The 15,567-nt window shown below is 66.5% G+C and carries 13 protein-coding genes; 5 read left to right on the top strand and 8 right to left on the bottom strand.

Annotation, left to right across the window (positions count from 1 at the left end; genetic code table 11):
- Positions 1–6 precede the first annotated feature (6 nt).
- Positions 7–876, bottom strand: a complete 870-nt coding sequence (locus AC07B0_RS30325; RefSeq protein ID WP_478899346.1) for a hypothetical protein — start codon at positions 874–876, stop codon at positions 7–9.
- 131 nt (positions 877–1,007) lie between these two features.
- On the opposite strand from AC07B0_RS30325, the gene AC07B0_RS30320 reads away from it, so the two are divergent.
- The gene (locus tag AC07B0_RS30320; protein ID WP_469380937.1) at positions 1,008–1,808 is read left to right on the top strand and encodes a hypothetical protein; all 801 of its coding nucleotides are present in this window, start codon (positions 1,008–1,010) and stop codon (positions 1,806–1,808) included.
- A gap of 22 nt (positions 1,809–1,830) precedes the next feature.
- Here AC07B0_RS30320 and AC07B0_RS30315 read toward each other — a convergent pair whose 3' ends face one another.
- The 3 genes from AC07B0_RS30315 to AC07B0_RS30305 are packed head-to-tail and all read right to left on the bottom strand — an operon-like array spanning position 1,831 to position 5,709.
- Positions 1,831–2,397 (bottom strand): hypothetical protein, encoded by a 567-nt coding sequence (locus AC07B0_RS30315; RefSeq protein ID WP_478899345.1) that lies wholly within the window; start codon positions 2,395–2,397, stop codon positions 1,831–1,833.
- Positions 2,398–2,404: 7 nt separating this feature from the next.
- Positions 2,405–2,977 (bottom strand): hypothetical protein, encoded by a 573-nt coding sequence (locus AC07B0_RS30310; protein WP_478899343.1) that lies wholly within the window; start codon positions 2,975–2,977, stop codon positions 2,405–2,407.
- A 35-nt stretch (positions 2,978–3,012) separates the two neighbouring features.
- Positions 3,013–5,709, bottom strand: a complete 2,697-nt coding sequence (locus tag AC07B0_RS30305; RefSeq protein WP_469380931.1) for a hypothetical protein — start codon at positions 5,707–5,709, stop codon at positions 3,013–3,015.
- Between the two features lie 347 nt (positions 5,710–6,056).
- Here AC07B0_RS30305 and AC07B0_RS30300 point away from each other — a divergent pair, with 347 nt between their 5' ends.
- The gene (locus AC07B0_RS30300; protein ID WP_469380930.1) at positions 6,057–6,623 is read left to right on the top strand and encodes a hypothetical protein; all 567 of its coding nucleotides are present in this window, start codon (positions 6,057–6,059) and stop codon (positions 6,621–6,623) included.
- 88 nt (positions 6,624–6,711) lie between these two features.
- Positions 6,712–7,305, top strand: coding sequence for a hypothetical protein (locus AC07B0_RS30295; RefSeq protein WP_469380928.1), 594 nt, complete (start codon positions 6,712–6,714; stop codon positions 7,303–7,305).
- Here AC07B0_RS30295 and AC07B0_RS30290 read toward each other — a convergent pair.
- The 4 genes from AC07B0_RS30290 to AC07B0_RS30275 all read right to left on the bottom strand — a co-directional run bounded on the left by AC07B0_RS30290 (position 7,284) and on the right by AC07B0_RS30275 (position 12,530).
- The gene (locus AC07B0_RS30290) at positions 7,284–9,989 is read right to left on the bottom strand and encodes an ATP-binding protein (protein ID WP_469380926.1); all 2,706 of its coding nucleotides are present in this window, start codon (positions 9,987–9,989) and stop codon (positions 7,284–7,286) included. The two genes, AC07B0_RS30295 and AC07B0_RS30290, sit on opposite strands and share 22 nt — an antisense overlap.
- Positions 9,986–10,582: a hypothetical protein gene (locus AC07B0_RS30285; RefSeq protein WP_469380924.1), complete on the bottom strand. Its 597-nt coding sequence runs from the start codon at positions 10,580–10,582 to the stop codon at positions 9,986–9,988. Before AC07B0_RS30285 ends, AC07B0_RS30290 begins: the two co-directional genes overlap by 4 nt.
- 48 nt (positions 10,583–10,630) lie before the next feature.
- Positions 10,631–10,924: a TcpD family membrane protein gene (locus AC07B0_RS30280; protein WP_469380922.1), complete on the bottom strand. Its 294-nt coding sequence runs from the start codon at positions 10,922–10,924 to the stop codon at positions 10,631–10,633.
- 130 nt (positions 10,925–11,054) lie between these two features.
- Positions 11,055–12,530: a conjugal transfer protein gene (locus AC07B0_RS30275; RefSeq protein WP_478899339.1), complete on the bottom strand. Its 1,476-nt coding sequence runs from the start codon at positions 12,528–12,530 to the stop codon at positions 11,055–11,057.
- Positions 12,531–13,043: 513 nt separating this feature from the next.
- Here AC07B0_RS30275 and AC07B0_RS30270 point away from each other — a divergent pair.
- Together AC07B0_RS30270 and AC07B0_RS30265 are read left to right on the top strand one after the other, a co-directional pair.
- Complete coding sequence (locus AC07B0_RS30270) at positions 13,044–13,268, top strand: MbtH family protein (protein ID WP_469380918.1); 225 nt, start codon at positions 13,044–13,046, stop codon at positions 13,266–13,268.
- Between the two features lie 276 nt (positions 13,269–13,544).
- Positions 13,545–15,560 (top strand): AMP-binding protein, encoded by a 2,016-nt coding sequence (locus AC07B0_RS30265; protein WP_469380916.1) that lies wholly within the window; start codon positions 13,545–13,547, stop codon positions 15,558–15,560.
- Positions 15,561–15,567 lie beyond the last annotated feature (7 nt).

Below are 15,567 nucleotides of genomic sequence, written 5' to 3'. Positions count from 1 at the left end.
GAAACGTTACGAACTGAAAGCTGGTTGTCGACTGCCCTCGCCCTTCCGGGCGCAAGCCGCTTGCAGCTGCCGATCGGCGCCGGGCACCTTCTGCCACAGGCGGATGACCGCTTCCCCGATCCGTTCGCCCTCGGCGGAGTCGGAGACACGCAGCCAGCAGGCGTGTGCGTTGGAGGCGCTCAGCATGACCTGGGAGCCGGCGGCCCCATCGGCGTTCAGCCATGCCTGGGCGATCCCGAGGTATGAGTCGGCGGCTCGTACCCAGTCGTGCGCCAGGGCGCTGATGTGAGCCCTCACTGCGCGTGCCTGCAGTACGTAGGGGTGCGCCTTCCCGAACTCTGACCCGACGTCGCGTTCCAGGTCAGCGGCCATGACGACGGCCGCTTCGAAGTTTCCCGAGCCGGCGGCTTCTCCGATCCGCTCCAGCCGACTCCGCAGCCGCTCGGGCGGTGGAGGGAGCTCGACGGGGGGCGAGCCGACCCTTCCCAGGATGAGCGTGCTGCCCAGAGGTGCAGCCGCCGTTCGATGTGTTGCCGAACCAGGGTCCGCGTGGCCTGCGTTGCTCGGCGCTGCCGATTCGTCGCCGATGCCGGACCGGGACCCGTCCTCAACGAGCCCGTTCGGATGGATGACCAACGGCCAGGAACAGCCGTCAGGGTCATGGGCGATGGCCCGGATCGACCGCCCCATCCGGGCGACGAGGGAAATGGCGGCCGTCATGGCGGCGGCGCGGACGGCCGTGATGTCTGTGGTGCCGTCCAACTTTACTGGGACACCGCCCACGTTGGCCGTGCCGTCGGCATGCACGACGATGGTCAGCGCGGTCGGGTGCGAGGCGAGTCCGGCTCCCGTACCACTACCGGGATCAGCAGCCATATGACTCCTTGGGACTCGATGTCCAACGCCTCTGCGGAGATGTTCACGCAGGGTCAGGAACTGTGATTAGCCGCAATGATAAGCGGATTGGCGCGAAGTACACTGTGTATTGACACAGGAATGGGGGGCCGATGAGCGGCGACAGCAACGCGGGCATGGTGGCGTGGGTGGATCTCGCGGTGCGGGCGGTGGGGCCGGTGGGGGAGCGGCAATACGAGGCATGGTTGGCCGAGGTCGACAGGGTGGCCGTGGACCTGTGGCTGATGTCCGCTCCCGGCGGGACGATGGGCCGGAGGGCGGCCGAACTGTCCACGTGTACCCCCGTCGCCGGGGTGCTGGCATCCGCGGCCATCAGCGGGGGTGAGGCGCACGCCCGCCTGGTGGTGCGCGTACCTGAAGCGACGTCCGGCGCCTCCGCCGAGCGGACCTACACGACCGAGGAACTCACTGGGCGGTGGGGCCGGGACATCTTCGAGCGAGCACGGTCGTTGGTCGGCCAGGGGGTACAACTCCTCGTGTCGCACGGTTCCGAACAGCCGCGGGTGCTGCACATCGGCGGTACGGGGCTGCGGGAGGCCGGCACGACGGCGGGCGAGGCGGCTCCTGAAGCCGGGCAGCCGGTGCGGACCTTCACCGAGTCCCGTGCCGTCACTGTTCAGCCGATGCCTGCGACACCCGCTGAGTCGGCACCCGCGCCGCCCACGGTCGGGGGCGTTACCTGGGAGGAGGGCTCCGTGCGGGTGTGGCGCAGCATCGACCGCTCTTGGGATGCGACTTACCGGACCTCGTGCCTGCTGGCATTGCGGGACCGGGTGGTGCTCGACAGCGCCGGCTTCGTCAGCAACCTCGATGAACTGGTCAGCCTGGCGCAGGAGTCACCCGACCCGGACACGCCCCGGGGCAAGGACATCATGGCCCGATACCCCGCGTGAACGGGGTCCGCCGAGGCTCCCTTCAGGACGCCCGCCGCCGCATGCGCACTCTGCGGTAGGCGCGGCGCCCTCGCTCCTCACCACGGGCCCAGAGAACGAAAGCCCCGCAGAGCAGAGTGCCCAGCAGGCCGGCACGCCCACCGAAGGCGGCGTACGCGAGCGCACCACCGGCCGAAGAGGCCAGAAACGCCCAGAAGACGGTGCGCCAGCGTGCCGTCCTGGGCGGGTGCAGATACACCACCAGTACGCTCGTGACGGCCACCGCGCAGGTAGCCACCAGAGCCTGTGAATAGTAGAGCCGCCAGTCCACGATCAACGACGCCTGCTCGCGAACCAGGCTGATCCAGATCAGGAACGCGAACGCGACCTTGAGGTGCGAAAGCACCTGCCCGGACAGGCCCCCCGCACTCGGCCGGACTGAAGATCCTGCGATACTGCCGAGCCGCGCGGCCGCTCCTGCGGGCGAGGACGGTTCGGCGCCCCGTGGCCCGGGCGCGGGCCCGAGGCGCGGCCGCGCTTTCGAGCCCGTAGTAGCGGTGGCGGTGTCATGCCGTCCCTTGCCGCCTCCCGCTTTGCTCTTGTTCACCATGCAGACATCATCCCCATGCCAGGTTCACCGACGTGACGGTCCACCCCGTCTTGTCCATCTTCTCCAGGCCGATGTCCATGCGCAGCGGTCCATCCGCAGGCTTCGGCCCCTGCACCGGGTTGTCGACGAGCGATACAGCGACGGTCGTGCGCTCCAGTCCCGCTTGTACCTGCTCGGCGTCGCGGGCGGTCGTCTGGACCGTTCCGGTGCGGGGGGCCTTCGTCAGGAACCCCTCCCAGTGCTTGGGCAGTTGTTCCGGGAGTCGCTTCCGGGCCGTCTCGCCCAACCGCGGCAGGGCGTCCGCGAAGGTTTCCGGGGTGCTCCTCGAGGGGTCGTACTGGTAGTAGGCGAGCGCGAACGCCCTTGCGACGTCCTGCGGCGATGCGTCAGCGCTGAGTGCCCCGCCGTACTGCGCGATGATCAGGTCCGCCGAGCGGGGCACGTAGAGCGGGGCGACGGGGCGCGGTGCCGGGGCGTCGGGCTCACCATTGGCGGTCTTGGCGGTCGTCGTACTGGTCTTCCCGGCGACGATGTTGAGCACGAAACCGAGCAGCACCAGCGCTACGGCCAGGGCCGCCACCTTTCTCCCTCGATATCCCATTCCGGATCACCCCCTCAGTCTCGGCCGGCCGCACGCTGCACGGCTTGCAGCGCTTGCGTGATCTGCTCCTCGGGGGCCTTCATGTTGGCCAGCACACCCCGGAGGTCGTTGAGAGCCGTGGACATCGCCGTGGCGACCGGTATCTGCTGTGCCAGCGACTCGACCCGGTTCAGGACTTCGATGCGTCCCTGCGGCTGCATCCCAGCGGGTGAGAGCTGGACCGGTATCTCGTTGGCCACCCGCACGATGACCTCGTTGCTCACCCGGCTGCCGGAGGGCAAGCCGACGGCATCGATGCGATCCGGGACGCCGTGCTGTGCGACCGCCTGGCTGGCGACAAACCTTGCCACGTCGGTGTGCTCGCCGCCGGAGTCGACCTGGACCGCGAGGCTCCGCAGTGCGAGGCCTGCCGCGTGATTCTGGTCGATGTTGGCGGGGTTCTGGTACATCGAGAGCACCCGGTCCAGGTTGCCCGCAGCCTGCTCCTTCGACATCCCGTTGGTGGAGAGGAGTTCATCGCCCCGCTCGGTCGGACGCACGTTGCGCACCGGGTCGACCCCTCCGGTCGCATTGCGCCGCAGATTGCTGGCGTGCAGTGGGTCGTCGGGGTGTCGCCCACCTGTACGCGGATCCCGCAGCGCGTCGAAATGCTCGCGCTCCATGGCAGCCGCTCCGGCTTCGTCCCCCTCGGCGCGACGATGCTTGATCGCCGCCAGGGCTGCCGTGTGCGGGACGTCCTGTGCACGCTGCTTGCGCTGCATGACCAGCCCCTCGCGGGCAGCCGTGCTCTTGCCGATGGTCTCGGAGGTCAGCGCCTGGTCCTCGCGCTCCCGGGCCTTGTCGACCGTCTCCTTGCCGGCTTCCCTGGCATCGCCGAACTTGCCCAGCACGGAACGCGTCCGCTTCCCGAGGTTGGGCGCGTTCTTGAGCACACCCATTCCCGCAGCCTGGAACTTCTCGGACGTGGACAAGGTCTGTCCGGAGGCGGAGGCTGCCGCCGACGCCCCCTTGACCGCTGCGCCCGCGGACATCGCTGCGGTCGCACCGCCGGTCGCCACCGCGGCGCCCACCTGAAGCGTGGTCTGCGCCGTCTTCTTGGCCAGGTCCGCCCCGACACCCACGATCGCGTCGCCGGCGTCCTTGTTCCCCATGGCCATGCCGGACAGGGCGCGCATCGCCGGCCTGGCGTAGACGCCCAGCAGGGCTGTCATCAGGGCGCAGGTGAGGATCTTCAGTACCCAGTTCTGCTCACCGCCCGGGGCGAGGATCAGGGTGTCCATGTAGGTGACGATCACCAGACCGAGACCCCAGCCGACCTGCCTGAAGAGATTGGTCAGGAACAGCTCGCCCAGTTTGATCGCGGCTACACGGGAGGGGCCGGGGAATATCCCGAGGAGGAGGTAGAAGGGGGCGAAGATCATCAACACGAAGACGCCGAGCTTGGCCGCCAGCAGCATTGCGCAGATGAAGTAGATGGACGCATTGATGATCATGCCACCCATCACGCTCATGGCGGCTGCGGAGAGGCGCGACATGAAGTCGTTGCCGCCCGCGATGGCGATGACCGACTCGTCCTCGGGCAGGACCCTGCGTTTGTCGTTCGAGAACCACCCGGTGTCCTTGCCGCCGAAACACAGGCGGAAGTTCTTGTCCCCGCCCTCCCGGCAGAGCCCGTTGCCCCACAGCTTGAGGTAGGGCACTGACTGGACGAAATTGCCCGACCATGCGAGGCTCCCGGATTTCGAGTTGCCGCCGACCTCGTCGTCCGTGCCGTTCCATTTGATGACACCGCTGATGACCTTGATGCCGTCTTCGTCGATCTTGCCTTCGGCGTCGACCCCGACGAACTGTGCGTTCAGCATCTCGGCGCCCCACCGGTCGGCCGCATTCCCGCTGTTGCCGACTTGGCCGTACAACCATGGCTGGTATACGAGAGGCACCCATACGGCGTCCTGCACGCAACCGGCGGCATCCGTCCCCAGCTTGCCGTTGCACAATGCGGTGCTCTCGGACCCACCGGTCGTGGGCAGCTTGGCCAGAGATTCGAAACCGGTGGCCGTGACGTCGCCCACGATCGTGTTTATCTTGCTGCCGGCCGCCGTCGGGTTGGCCGCGAACCAGAAGAACAGCCCCGCGATCAATGTCATCCAGCCGAAGCCCTTGAGTACGGCGGTAATGCGCCCGTGGGGTCCCCAGTTCTTGACGCCCAGATAGATTCCGCCCAGGGCGCCGACCAGCCCCAGGAAGGGTGCCGCGATGTTCGACATCGCGCCGGCCACGGAACCGATGGGTCCTTCCAGGAACTTGAAGGGGTCCGTCCCGAAGGACCAGCCGAGCAGTGCCATCGTGAAGGTAGCGAAGAGCTTCGACACGTTGAAGATCATGTCGGGCAGGAAGTTGATGTGGCGGTTGATCGAGAAGCAGCCGGGTTCCCAGCCGAACACGTGCCAGCTGACGCCTGACATCCCGTACCGGTGGTACGAGGCCTTTGGCCCCTGGAACTTGGCCTCATCGGGTGCGGGGATGTAAGTCGCCAGTTCTGACTGCGGAACCGCCGGATTCGGTTTGCTGAGGCCGAAGAATGCCTCGAGTCCCTTGGCCCGGTTCTCCGGCATGGGCACGTCGAGCGGGCCGCACATGGAGATGATGTCGTCTCCGAGGGCTTGCGACGGCGTGGCCATCGTGAACCACAGCGTGAACGTGGTCAGCATCAACAGCACCAGCGTGCCGATCCGGCGCAGGAGTCGGTGCAGGCGTCCCGCCGGTCGGCCTGGCCGCGGCCGTTTGGAGGCCGGAACGTCACGGAAGGACGTCAGCCTGGTTCGGGCCCCCGGCGTCGAGGCGAGTGCCATGCGGATCCCCCGGTTCTACGACTTCAACTGCTGTGTATATACGCTGTGCACGTTAGCATGTGCCCCCGGCTGCGAACTGGGCACATTCCGGGGCTGGATGAGGCGGAGGTCGCAGACAGAGGATGGACCGCGATCGAGTGGGGCGGCTCCGGGAGGCGTCCCTGCATGGAGCCGCACTGAGGGAGCTGAGGCGTGGGGGAAAGGCCGTGGCGATCCTCTTCGGCTGCGTCTTCGGCATCTTCGGGCTGTTCGTTGCCGGAGGACTGGTCTTCGCCCAGCAGCAGATGCCCGTGCCTCCCGTGAGTCACTCAACTTCGAGCGGGGGACCGGTGGCAGGCGGTACGGGTGAACCCTCGCCTGAACTGGCCGCCGCATGGCGTGAGCAGATCGTTTCCTTCCTGGCGATGGCCGGGGACCCGAATCACACGGGGGCGGAGAGCTGGTTCCCGGGTGCTGCCTCGGAGACGGACGGGTTCACCTACACCCCCCTCTCTGCCACGGACCCCGGAGCCGGTCGGCCGGACGGCACCGCCCGGGTGCGTCACAGAGTCCTCCCCGCCGCCGATGCCGCAGCGGTGTTCCGTGCCGTCTCGCGTGACGGCCTCGCCATTCCGACGACGGTAGAACTCTCCTCGGGGTCGGGCGCCGGCAAGGAACCGACGCTCGGATTCACGCTCAGGTTGAAGGGCGGTGCGTTGGTTGCCGGGGAGGCCCGGTTCTCCACGCGGGAGTCGGGGAAGCCGGTAATACTCCGTCTGGTATACGCCAGTTGATGCGCCGCATTGGACTGCAGAACTCGTGTGCGTAGGATCACACTGTATAGACACGATCTTGATCGGTGAGGACGGAGACAGGGTGCGGATGACTACGCGATCACAGGCTGCGGCGATCGTCCTCGCGGCGGCCGCGTTGTTGCTCACCGGCTGCACGAAGGACAGTGTCCGCGCTGAACCGGGCTCTCAGGGAACGGCCCCGGCCTCCGCTCCGCCCTCCCCGTCGGCGGTCCCGTACGAGAACGCTCCTTGGCGCCTTCACGTCGTACGTCTCCTGGAGGCCCTGCGCACCCCGCAGGACGGCACCTACCGGACCTGGATGTCGGACGACGCGACTTACTGGAACCGCGCTTTCAGCTACACACCCCGTACCACCGGCGATCCGGGCTGGGACAGGCGCGACTACGAGGGCATGACCGAAATCTACCCGGGCAAGCTCACTGCGGTTGAGAAGGACGCCCTCTTCAAGTCCCTCACCCGGGACAACATGACCATCGCCTCCACCCTCATGGTGGTCCGGGCAGAGCGGCAACCGGACGGGGAGCGTCAGGACTATAGGTTCACCTTCAAGGTGCAGACCAGCAGTGGTGAGTGGCTCACGGGCACGGCCGCGGGCAGCCAGGGCGACGAGCCGGGCAGCGGCAAGGTTGCCCGGCTCACCTACGACGTCAAGCCGTCGTAGCCGAACAGTGCAGCCATCGGAACGGGATCGTCCTCCCCGCCGTCGTTGGCACCGGGCCCGTCTGCGCCGGAGTCGTGGCCCTTCGCCTCGATCGCGCGTCGTGCCCCCGCCGCCTCTTCGCCGAAGATCTCGGCGATGATGCGGGTCATCTTTCCCGGGTCCTTCTCGGGGTTGGTGTCGAAGATCTCCAGAACGTGGTCATGGATGAACTCGACCCTGACGCGGGCCAGCTTTCCTGTGCGGTCCTTGAACACGCAGACACCCTTCTGGCCGGCGCCCAACGACATGATGGTGCCGATGTTCTGCTGGTTCGGTTCGACCCCGAGGAACTCGCAGGTCTTCGCCGCCTCGTCCTTCGACGTCGTGCCGAAGGCCCAGACGCCGGTGACGAAGCTGGAGTCGAAATCACCTGCCGATTGCGAGATCAGCCGCAGGAAAGTGTTTCGGGACCGGCCAAGGCGCTTGATCCGGTCGACCAGCGTGCGGGCCCGCGGGTTGTCCTTGCTGGTGTGCCATTCGTCCCAGGTGATCGCCTTGGGGATCGCCGGGTCGAGCGTGGCCATGATGTTCCAGGTGTTGTCGGCCATCAAGCCGGCGATCACGTCTGAGAGGAGCTCGCGCTCGGACATCATCTCGGGCGACTTGCCCGGATCGGGCATCTGCAGGCCGAGAGTGCAGAAAATGACCGTGTAGCCGACGGGAATCTTGAAGGGGCGAGGTGCCCGGCCGAAGACCAGCTGGCCCAGCTTCGTTCGGGACACCTCGCGGAACCGTCGCCCTGGCGGTCCGGAGAACTGTCGGCAGCGTTCCTGGTTGATGTTGTGAGGTGCCGGCGGGAGCTTCTCCCAGGCTTCGAGGATCTCCACGACACGCATGAGGTAGGTGGACCCGCGGCCCTCGGTGACGGCCGCGCCCACCGCCTGCCGGATCACGTCGCCGAAGTCGCTGCCGTTCTGGCCCGCCAGCAGGTCGGGCACCATGCGCAGGAGAGTCTCGCGCATCAGCTGGGCGGCATCCTGGGGCGTCTCAGCCTGCGCGGCGGGGTCGAGCATGCCCGGCTCGGCGTCGTAGACATTGACACAGATGATTTTGTCGGGGTTGAGGCCCAGCTCTTCCGCGTACTTCTTCAGGACGAGGTAATCGCCCTTCGGGTCCCACACGACCTGGGTGATGCCACGTAGGGCGTCTTCCCATACCGGCTTGAGACCGCGGCTGACGGTCTTGCCGCCACCCGGGTCGCCCGGCACGCCCTCTGTGGGGGCCAGCTGCGACTGGGTCGCGTACAGCATGTGGTCGACGAAGACAGGCTCGGCCGGCAGCCCGCCCGCCCCGATTGTGTAGCCCTGGTAGAGCCCCTGGCCGTCTCCGATGGAGGGGGAGATGTGTGGCATGCCCGCAGCCAGGTAGTCCAGGGGGACGCGCCGGATGTAGTCGGTGTCCATCGGCCGGCCGCCGGGCAGCGATTCGTAGAAGAAGAACTTCTGATGGGTCGGCGGACCGTCGACGGTGTAGCCCGCTTCGCGCATGGACCGGACGAAATCGCGCGCGTTCTCACGCAGTTCGTCGCGGTCCGTGGCGGAGATCCCGAACAAGGCGCGCATGCGGATGAAGGGTGTGCGGTGGTGGTCGACGAGGTACTTCATCTGGGTCACCAGTTCGCGCTTCTGGTGATACGTCAGGTCGGTGGAGACACCAGCCTCTTGGTCGTTGAAGAACTGCTCCTCGACATTACGCAGGGCCTTGTCTGCGTCCTTGCGGGTGTCGGCCAGTTCCTGGATCTCGAATCCTATGGACTGGACTACCGGGAACGGCAGGGCGTCGGTGCTGTGCAGCCACAGAGTGTTCGGGAAGGTCACCTCCTCGGGCCCGAGGGACAGCGCGAACCATAGCTGGTACGAGGTGCCGGTGACGGTCTCGTGACGCAGGACCTTGTACTGGTACTTACCGATGCGTCCGAGCGGCTCCCTGGTCATCTCGCCGCCGCAGAGGGCCTGAAGTTCCCCCGGCCCGTAGCGTTTGGGCGGGGTGGCCGAGGGGTCTGGTGCCGGCAGCCCGGGGTGTGTGAGGTGCAACAGGAGCATTTCCGCCTCCTGGCGCCCCACGGCCTGGCAGCGCAGTGGCGACCCTGCCAGGGTGTTACGGACATCGCGGGCGGCGTCGTGCCACACCGAGATCTCCTCGAGGGGCGGCATCTCGTCGTCGAGGTCGAGTGGCTTCTTGACCTGGTCCCACATGCGCTGGATGCGACCCCACGTGCCGTTGTACGAGGCACGGTCCCCGAGGCGCACCACGAGGTACACGCGCTTGATCGGCCACGAGGCATCATTGATCCGCACCCGGGTGTCCTCGAGGACGGAAGCCCAGCCCGCGGACGGAATGCCCTGGCTCTGTGTCCGCTCGTCCAGCCGCTTGGCCCAGAGGTCGGCGTTGAACGGGAAGTCCGTGGTGATGAGCCGGGTCTGGTGAGCACTGCCGCGGGGCAAGCCGGACAGCGCGGCGTATACCTGCGCCAGGCCTGCCCTTTTGTCGAGCGGGCTCGTCAGCTCCCAGCTGCGGGTCGGTACGCTGACCATGGTGTAGGCACCTTCGGCGTCCAACAGGATGTCGTCGTCGAGGTAGCGGTAGCCAATACGGGACGGTGCCTGGTAGCCGTCCGGCACCAGGCGGGAGACCACGTTGTTCACCCTGACACGCCTTCCATGATGGGCTGATCGTCCGGTCCTGCCGTGCCCTCGCTCGTCCCGCGCTCCCTCGCCGGCCCGAAGCCGCTCCAGGGCGGCACGGGCACCGCCCCGTAGCCGTTCGGTAGTGGCGTTTTCGGAGCCAGCCCGGGCAGTGTCTCGGGGCGGGCTCGCCACAGGACGATGCGGTATGCCGAGACATCCCTCGTTTTCCGAACGGGTACGCCCTTGCGGTGGATCGGGTCGTCCATCAGGTCTCGTATCGCCGCCCGGATGAGACCGAAGATCCCCAGGTTGTGGCGCACCGGCCGACGGGAGAGAGCCACCGCAAAGACCGGGGGCACGAGCAGGATGAAGAGATAGGGGAGGCCGACTGGTGCCTGTTTCCCGAAGGCGTGCGTTATCACCTTGATCGGTGGGGCGAGGACCATGTTGTAGGTCATCACCCATACCACCAGGGAGGCGGCGAAGACTTTGATGTCATCGACGAAGAGCCCCTCCTTCATGGGGATGGTCGCCTTGCCGACCTTCCGGAGTGCCTTCTTGACCTTGAACGCCTCGGTGTAGTCGCGCAAGATGACGGCTTCGTCGCTCATCGCCCCTCCTCCCTTGTGGTGGTTCCCGCCGCGAGCCGTGGAAGCGGATCAGGAACTGAGCAGCGGATCCCAGAGGTTCGTCTTTATGAAGTTGCCGCCCTCCTTGAGCAAGGCCTGCGGGCTGTCGACGATCATGAAGGTGAAGCTGCCGATCAGCAGGATGGTGATGACCACCATCCACTTGCGCTGGGCCTGGGTGAAGAAGGCCGCCACAACCGCGAAGACGACGGTCGCGGCCAGGACCGCCCTGCCGATGCTGCTGGTCTTCGTCGTGATGCTGCCTACGTCCGCGAGGATCATGTGTGTGCCGGGCGGAAGGGCCTGGAGGGTCTGAGTCACCATGGTTGCTGTGTCCTCTTCTGGCTGGCGCGACGGAGTGGCCGAGCGCGCAAGGTCATCGTATATACACAAGGGGGGCGGTCGGCCTCGGTTTACTGCGGGGGCGGCCGTCTTGCGTCATGTATAGACGCTCTTACGGCTTGGCGGATCCGCTGGCCTGCGGCTGTTGCACACCTGTGCCGCTGCCGGAGGGCGCAGGAGACGTAGTTGCGCCGCCTGCGGTCGATCCGGGCGATGGTGTCGGGCCCTGCGAGAACAGGCCTCCGGATCCCTTCGTCGGCTGCACGTTGGGCAGTTGGTCACCGCCGACGGATCCGCCGCTCAGCACGGGAGTGGGGTCGGAGGCGAAGTACCACTGACCGTTGCTATGAGCGATGGCGACCTGATAGGTCGACGTCTGCTCCGCCTTGGTGTCCGCGGAGCTCTTCAGTGTCACGGAGAAGGTCAAGGTGCGCCTGTTGGCATCCTGCCCGTTGGCGGCAGCAGGGACGTACACTTCGCCGATCACCGGGCGGCCGCCCCCGCCGCTTCCCGTGAACGCGCCGCCGAGACCGAACGACGTCACCCCGGGGAGCAGGTACCGAGCCAGATTGGCGTTGTCGCTCTGGATCCAGGCAGCCATGAACGGTGGCAACAGGTCCGATTTGAAGGTCTGGGCGAGCGCGGCGTCGTTCGACGTCGCCGTCACGTCTTTCGCGGGCGTGGTCAGTCCGGAGCACGGCACGTACACGGGCGCCGCGGTGAGGCCGAAGGCCGAGGAGCCGTTGCGCTGCACGGCGAACAGCGGCACGGCGAGGCAGCGCCAGGAACCGTCCTGCACCTGCACGGTCGCCCGCACAACAGCCCTGTCGGCTTCCGTGACCTGGACGTCGGTGCTCATCACCATGTCGACGACCACCTGCTTCCCCTGGCCGTTCCAGCCCAGCCGGTCGTCGAGGCCGTTGATCGCGTACGGCTTCAGAGCCGTCGAGCGTGCATCAGCCTGTGCAGGGTCGTAGCTCGCGAATGCCTTCACCAGAGGAGCTGCCCACATCAATGCCGCACCCCTGGGGAAATCCCCCTTGTCCGAGGAGGCCTGCTGGTCCGCCAGGGCTTGAACCTCGGCTTTGGATGCCTTGCCACCCATCTTGGTGAAGAGGAACAACAGGAGCAGGACGCCCGTGACGCCGAGTATTCGGCGCACCAGGATTCCGCGCCGGGGTCCAGCCCACATCTGAGCCGTGGACAGCTGCCCGCGGTCAACTCCGCTGCTGGGCTTGGCCTTGGCGAAGGGGTTGTGGAACCAGCTGTTGCCCTTCGGCGCTGCCGACCGGCGCTCCCTCTTGCCGTCCCTGCGGTCCGTCTCCGCAGGGGCCGGCTCCGGCAACTGGGCGCTGGGCGGGCGCCGCGCCTGCGTCTGCCGTTCGGCGGAGCCCTCCTCCGTCGGCGCATCGCGGGGCGGCGAATTCGTGGCAGCGATCCATGGGCCGGGCGGCGCGGGGCGGACCGGACGCTTCTTGGCGAACGGATTGCGGAACCACCCGCCACCACTGGTCCCCTCCTGCTGGATGAGCATGTCTTCGGTCAGTGCCGGTACCGGCTCCCGGCCGTCATGAGGCGGCGTAGTCACGGCTCCCCTTCCCCTGCTGTCAGCCCCCGTTGAGGCGGCGTGACAGCTCCCCGATCACTGTCTAGACACAAGCACTATAGTCACAGGAGCGGTATCGAACGGCAGTACCCGCCGCCGGGTCGAGCTCGAGCTCGACCCCGCATAGCCGACCAGGTGCAGGGAGGTGTGAGGTGACTGCGTCCCGGCGGTCGACATGGAGCCCACCGCCTCACTCTGATGCACGATCGGCTGTCGTAAATCCCTTGCGGAGCCCAGGGAAGAGAACCAACTGGCCCTGCCTCAATCGAATCGGCGAGGCTCAAGGCGCGTCTCACTTCCCCCGATCGCGGCAGGCGGGTCATCGTCAGGCTTCACCGAACATGCCGGATCCGCCACGCAGAGTTCGATCTTGACGACACTGCGGCGGACATGTCAGCCTGGTCGAGCGGGATTTGACGATCACTCAATAGACGGTAAGGTTCCGCACTCGACAGGCTAGGGAATGTGTACTCACGGGGACGGGGGTTGACGAGAGTGCAGGACGATCGCGTCAGCGAAGACGGGAAGACGTATCAAGTCGTCGTGAACCATGAAGGTCAGTACTCCCTCTGGTTCACGGGCCGATCCATTCCGAACGGGTGGCGTGCAGCAGGCTTTTCCGGCCTGAAGAGCGACTGTCTGGGTCATATCGACGAGGTGTGGACCGATATGCGCCCGCTCAGCCTGCGCGGGCAAACGGATCCGGTGGACGCCGGCTGATTCGATCGGCGCCGGTACGCGAGATCTTGCGGATCGCATTTCCTGGCGCGAAGCCGGGCAATGGAGACGAAGGTCAACGGTTTGACGTTTCAGGTGCATGGCGCCCGTGTCCTGGATTCCGGACGGGCCGGTACTTTGGTGCATGTCTGATGCGCCGGGTAGTAACCATCATCATATCGGCGGCCTCCCTGAACTCACTGCTCGCGAGCCGATATGCCGCTTTCGAATGCGGCGACACATTTCCGCTTTTCATCGAGAAGGGCCGTCCAGACTACCGTGATAGCGGAAAGCGATCTTAATTCACTGCTGCAGCGGCGCTCGGAAGAAGAGCCCGCGGGCGTCACATACGCATACCTTGACCGGTTCTCGGGCGGAGGTGCGCCTCACGAGCGGCCGCTGACGAATGAGGAGCTCTTCCGGCGTGCCCGGGCTCTTGCTGCTCGCATTCAAGGAATTGCCCAGCCCGGTGACCGTGTTCTCGTGCTCAACCAGCCGGGCATCGATTACATCGTCGGTGTATACGCGAGCATGCTCGCCGGCATGGTGGCCGTTCCTGCGTATCCACCGGAGAACACCCGTCTGAACCGCGGCTGGCAACGCATACGCGCCATTGCGGAAGATGCCCGGCCGAGTTGTGTGCTGGTCGACCCCGAGACGTTGGCGGCCACGGGAGGAGCTCCGTGGGGCGGGCAATCCGGGATCGAGTGGATCGTGACCTCCACGGTGGACGCAGACCTCGCGAATTCCTGGGTCCCGCCGCGCACGTCGCCTGACGACCTCGCCGTGTTGCAGTACACGTCCGGCTCGACGGGCCGCCCGAAGGGGGTCATGCTCTCGCACCGGAACCTCTTGCGGAATCTGCAGGCCGGACGTGACGTATACGGCATTGAGGGCAGAATGAACGGGGTGTTCTGGCTGCCGCCGTATCACGACATGGGGCTCATCGGCGGAATCCTCATGGCACTGTTCTGCGGGGGTCGCTCCCAACTCTTCACGCCGCTCGCTTTTCTGCGCGACCCCTTGCGCTGGGTGCGGGCCATGTCTCACTACGGTGCGTACGTGAGTGCCGCGCCCGACTTCGCCTATGAGATGTGTGCACGGGCGGCGATGTCGGCGCCGGAGGAAGTCGCGGGGCTCGACCTTTCGAACTGGCGTGTCGCCATCTCAGGGGCAGAGCCGGTGCGCGCGGATACGCTCGACAGGTTCGCCCGGGCATTCGCGCCCGCCGGATTCCGGCGGGACGCCTTCTATCCTTCGTTCGGCCTCGCCGAGAACACGCTCGTGGTCACTGCGAATTCCGGTGGATCCTCAGTGGTGTCACTGGATGCGGCGGAGCTTGAAAAGAATCGAGCGGTCGACGCGGTTTCGGGAGGGAAGCTGCGCACCGTCGTGGGCTGCGGATCCAGTGCCGACCCTGAACAGCGTGTAGACATCGTCGACCCGGAGACGTGCATACCTTGCCCGGACGGCGTGGTGGGCGAGATATGGGTCAGCGGAGGAAGCGCCGCGCGGGGATACTGGAATCGCGGTGAGGAGAGCGAGTCGACGTTCCGGGCCACCATCGCGCCTACCGGCGAAGGGCCCTATCTACGCACCGGCGACTTCGGCTTCATACGGGCTGGGGAACTGTTCGTGACCGGCCGTCTGAAGGACCTCATCATTCTCCGCGGGCGCAACCACTACCCGCATGACCTGGAGATGACGGCCGAGGAGGCGTACCCGGCCTCCGGGCGGAGCGGCCGGTGTGTTGCCTTCTCCGTCGACGAAGGTGGCGAGGAGCAGCTCGTACTGGCAGTGGAGGCAGCCCCGAGGATGTCGGATGGGGACCGCCATGAGACCGCCGGGACGATCCGCGATCGTATCGGCGAACAGCATGAGGTGGCCGTATACGAAATCGTCTTCGTGCCGCGTGGAGGAATCCGCCGCACGTCGAGCGGAAAGCTCCAGCGATCTGCCGTGAGGACTGCCTATCTCGCGGGCGAGTACACGCGCGAAACGCGTTCCCGCAGGCCGTACTCCGCACCACGCGATGCGGAGGAGCGAGCCGTCGCTGATTCCTGGGGGCGAGCCCTCGGTGTGGAGAAGGTGGGGATCCACGACCGGTTCTTCGAGCTCGGGGGAGATTCCCTCAGGGCGGTCCGCGTCCTCGCCGACCTGAGGGACAGCTGCGGGTATGAGCTGACTTTGTCCGACGTCGCTCATCTGCACACGGTCGAGGAATGCGCGGAGCTCATCCGCAGCCGCTCCGCGAGGCAAGACGCGGACGACGAAATTCAGGTTGATCTCGGGTGATGGTCGG

This window comes from Streptomyces sp. NPDC044704, from assembly GCF_056433525.1.
Note: the sequence above shows the minus strand (reverse complement) of the source record. Positions and strands in the feature narration are given on the sequence as shown.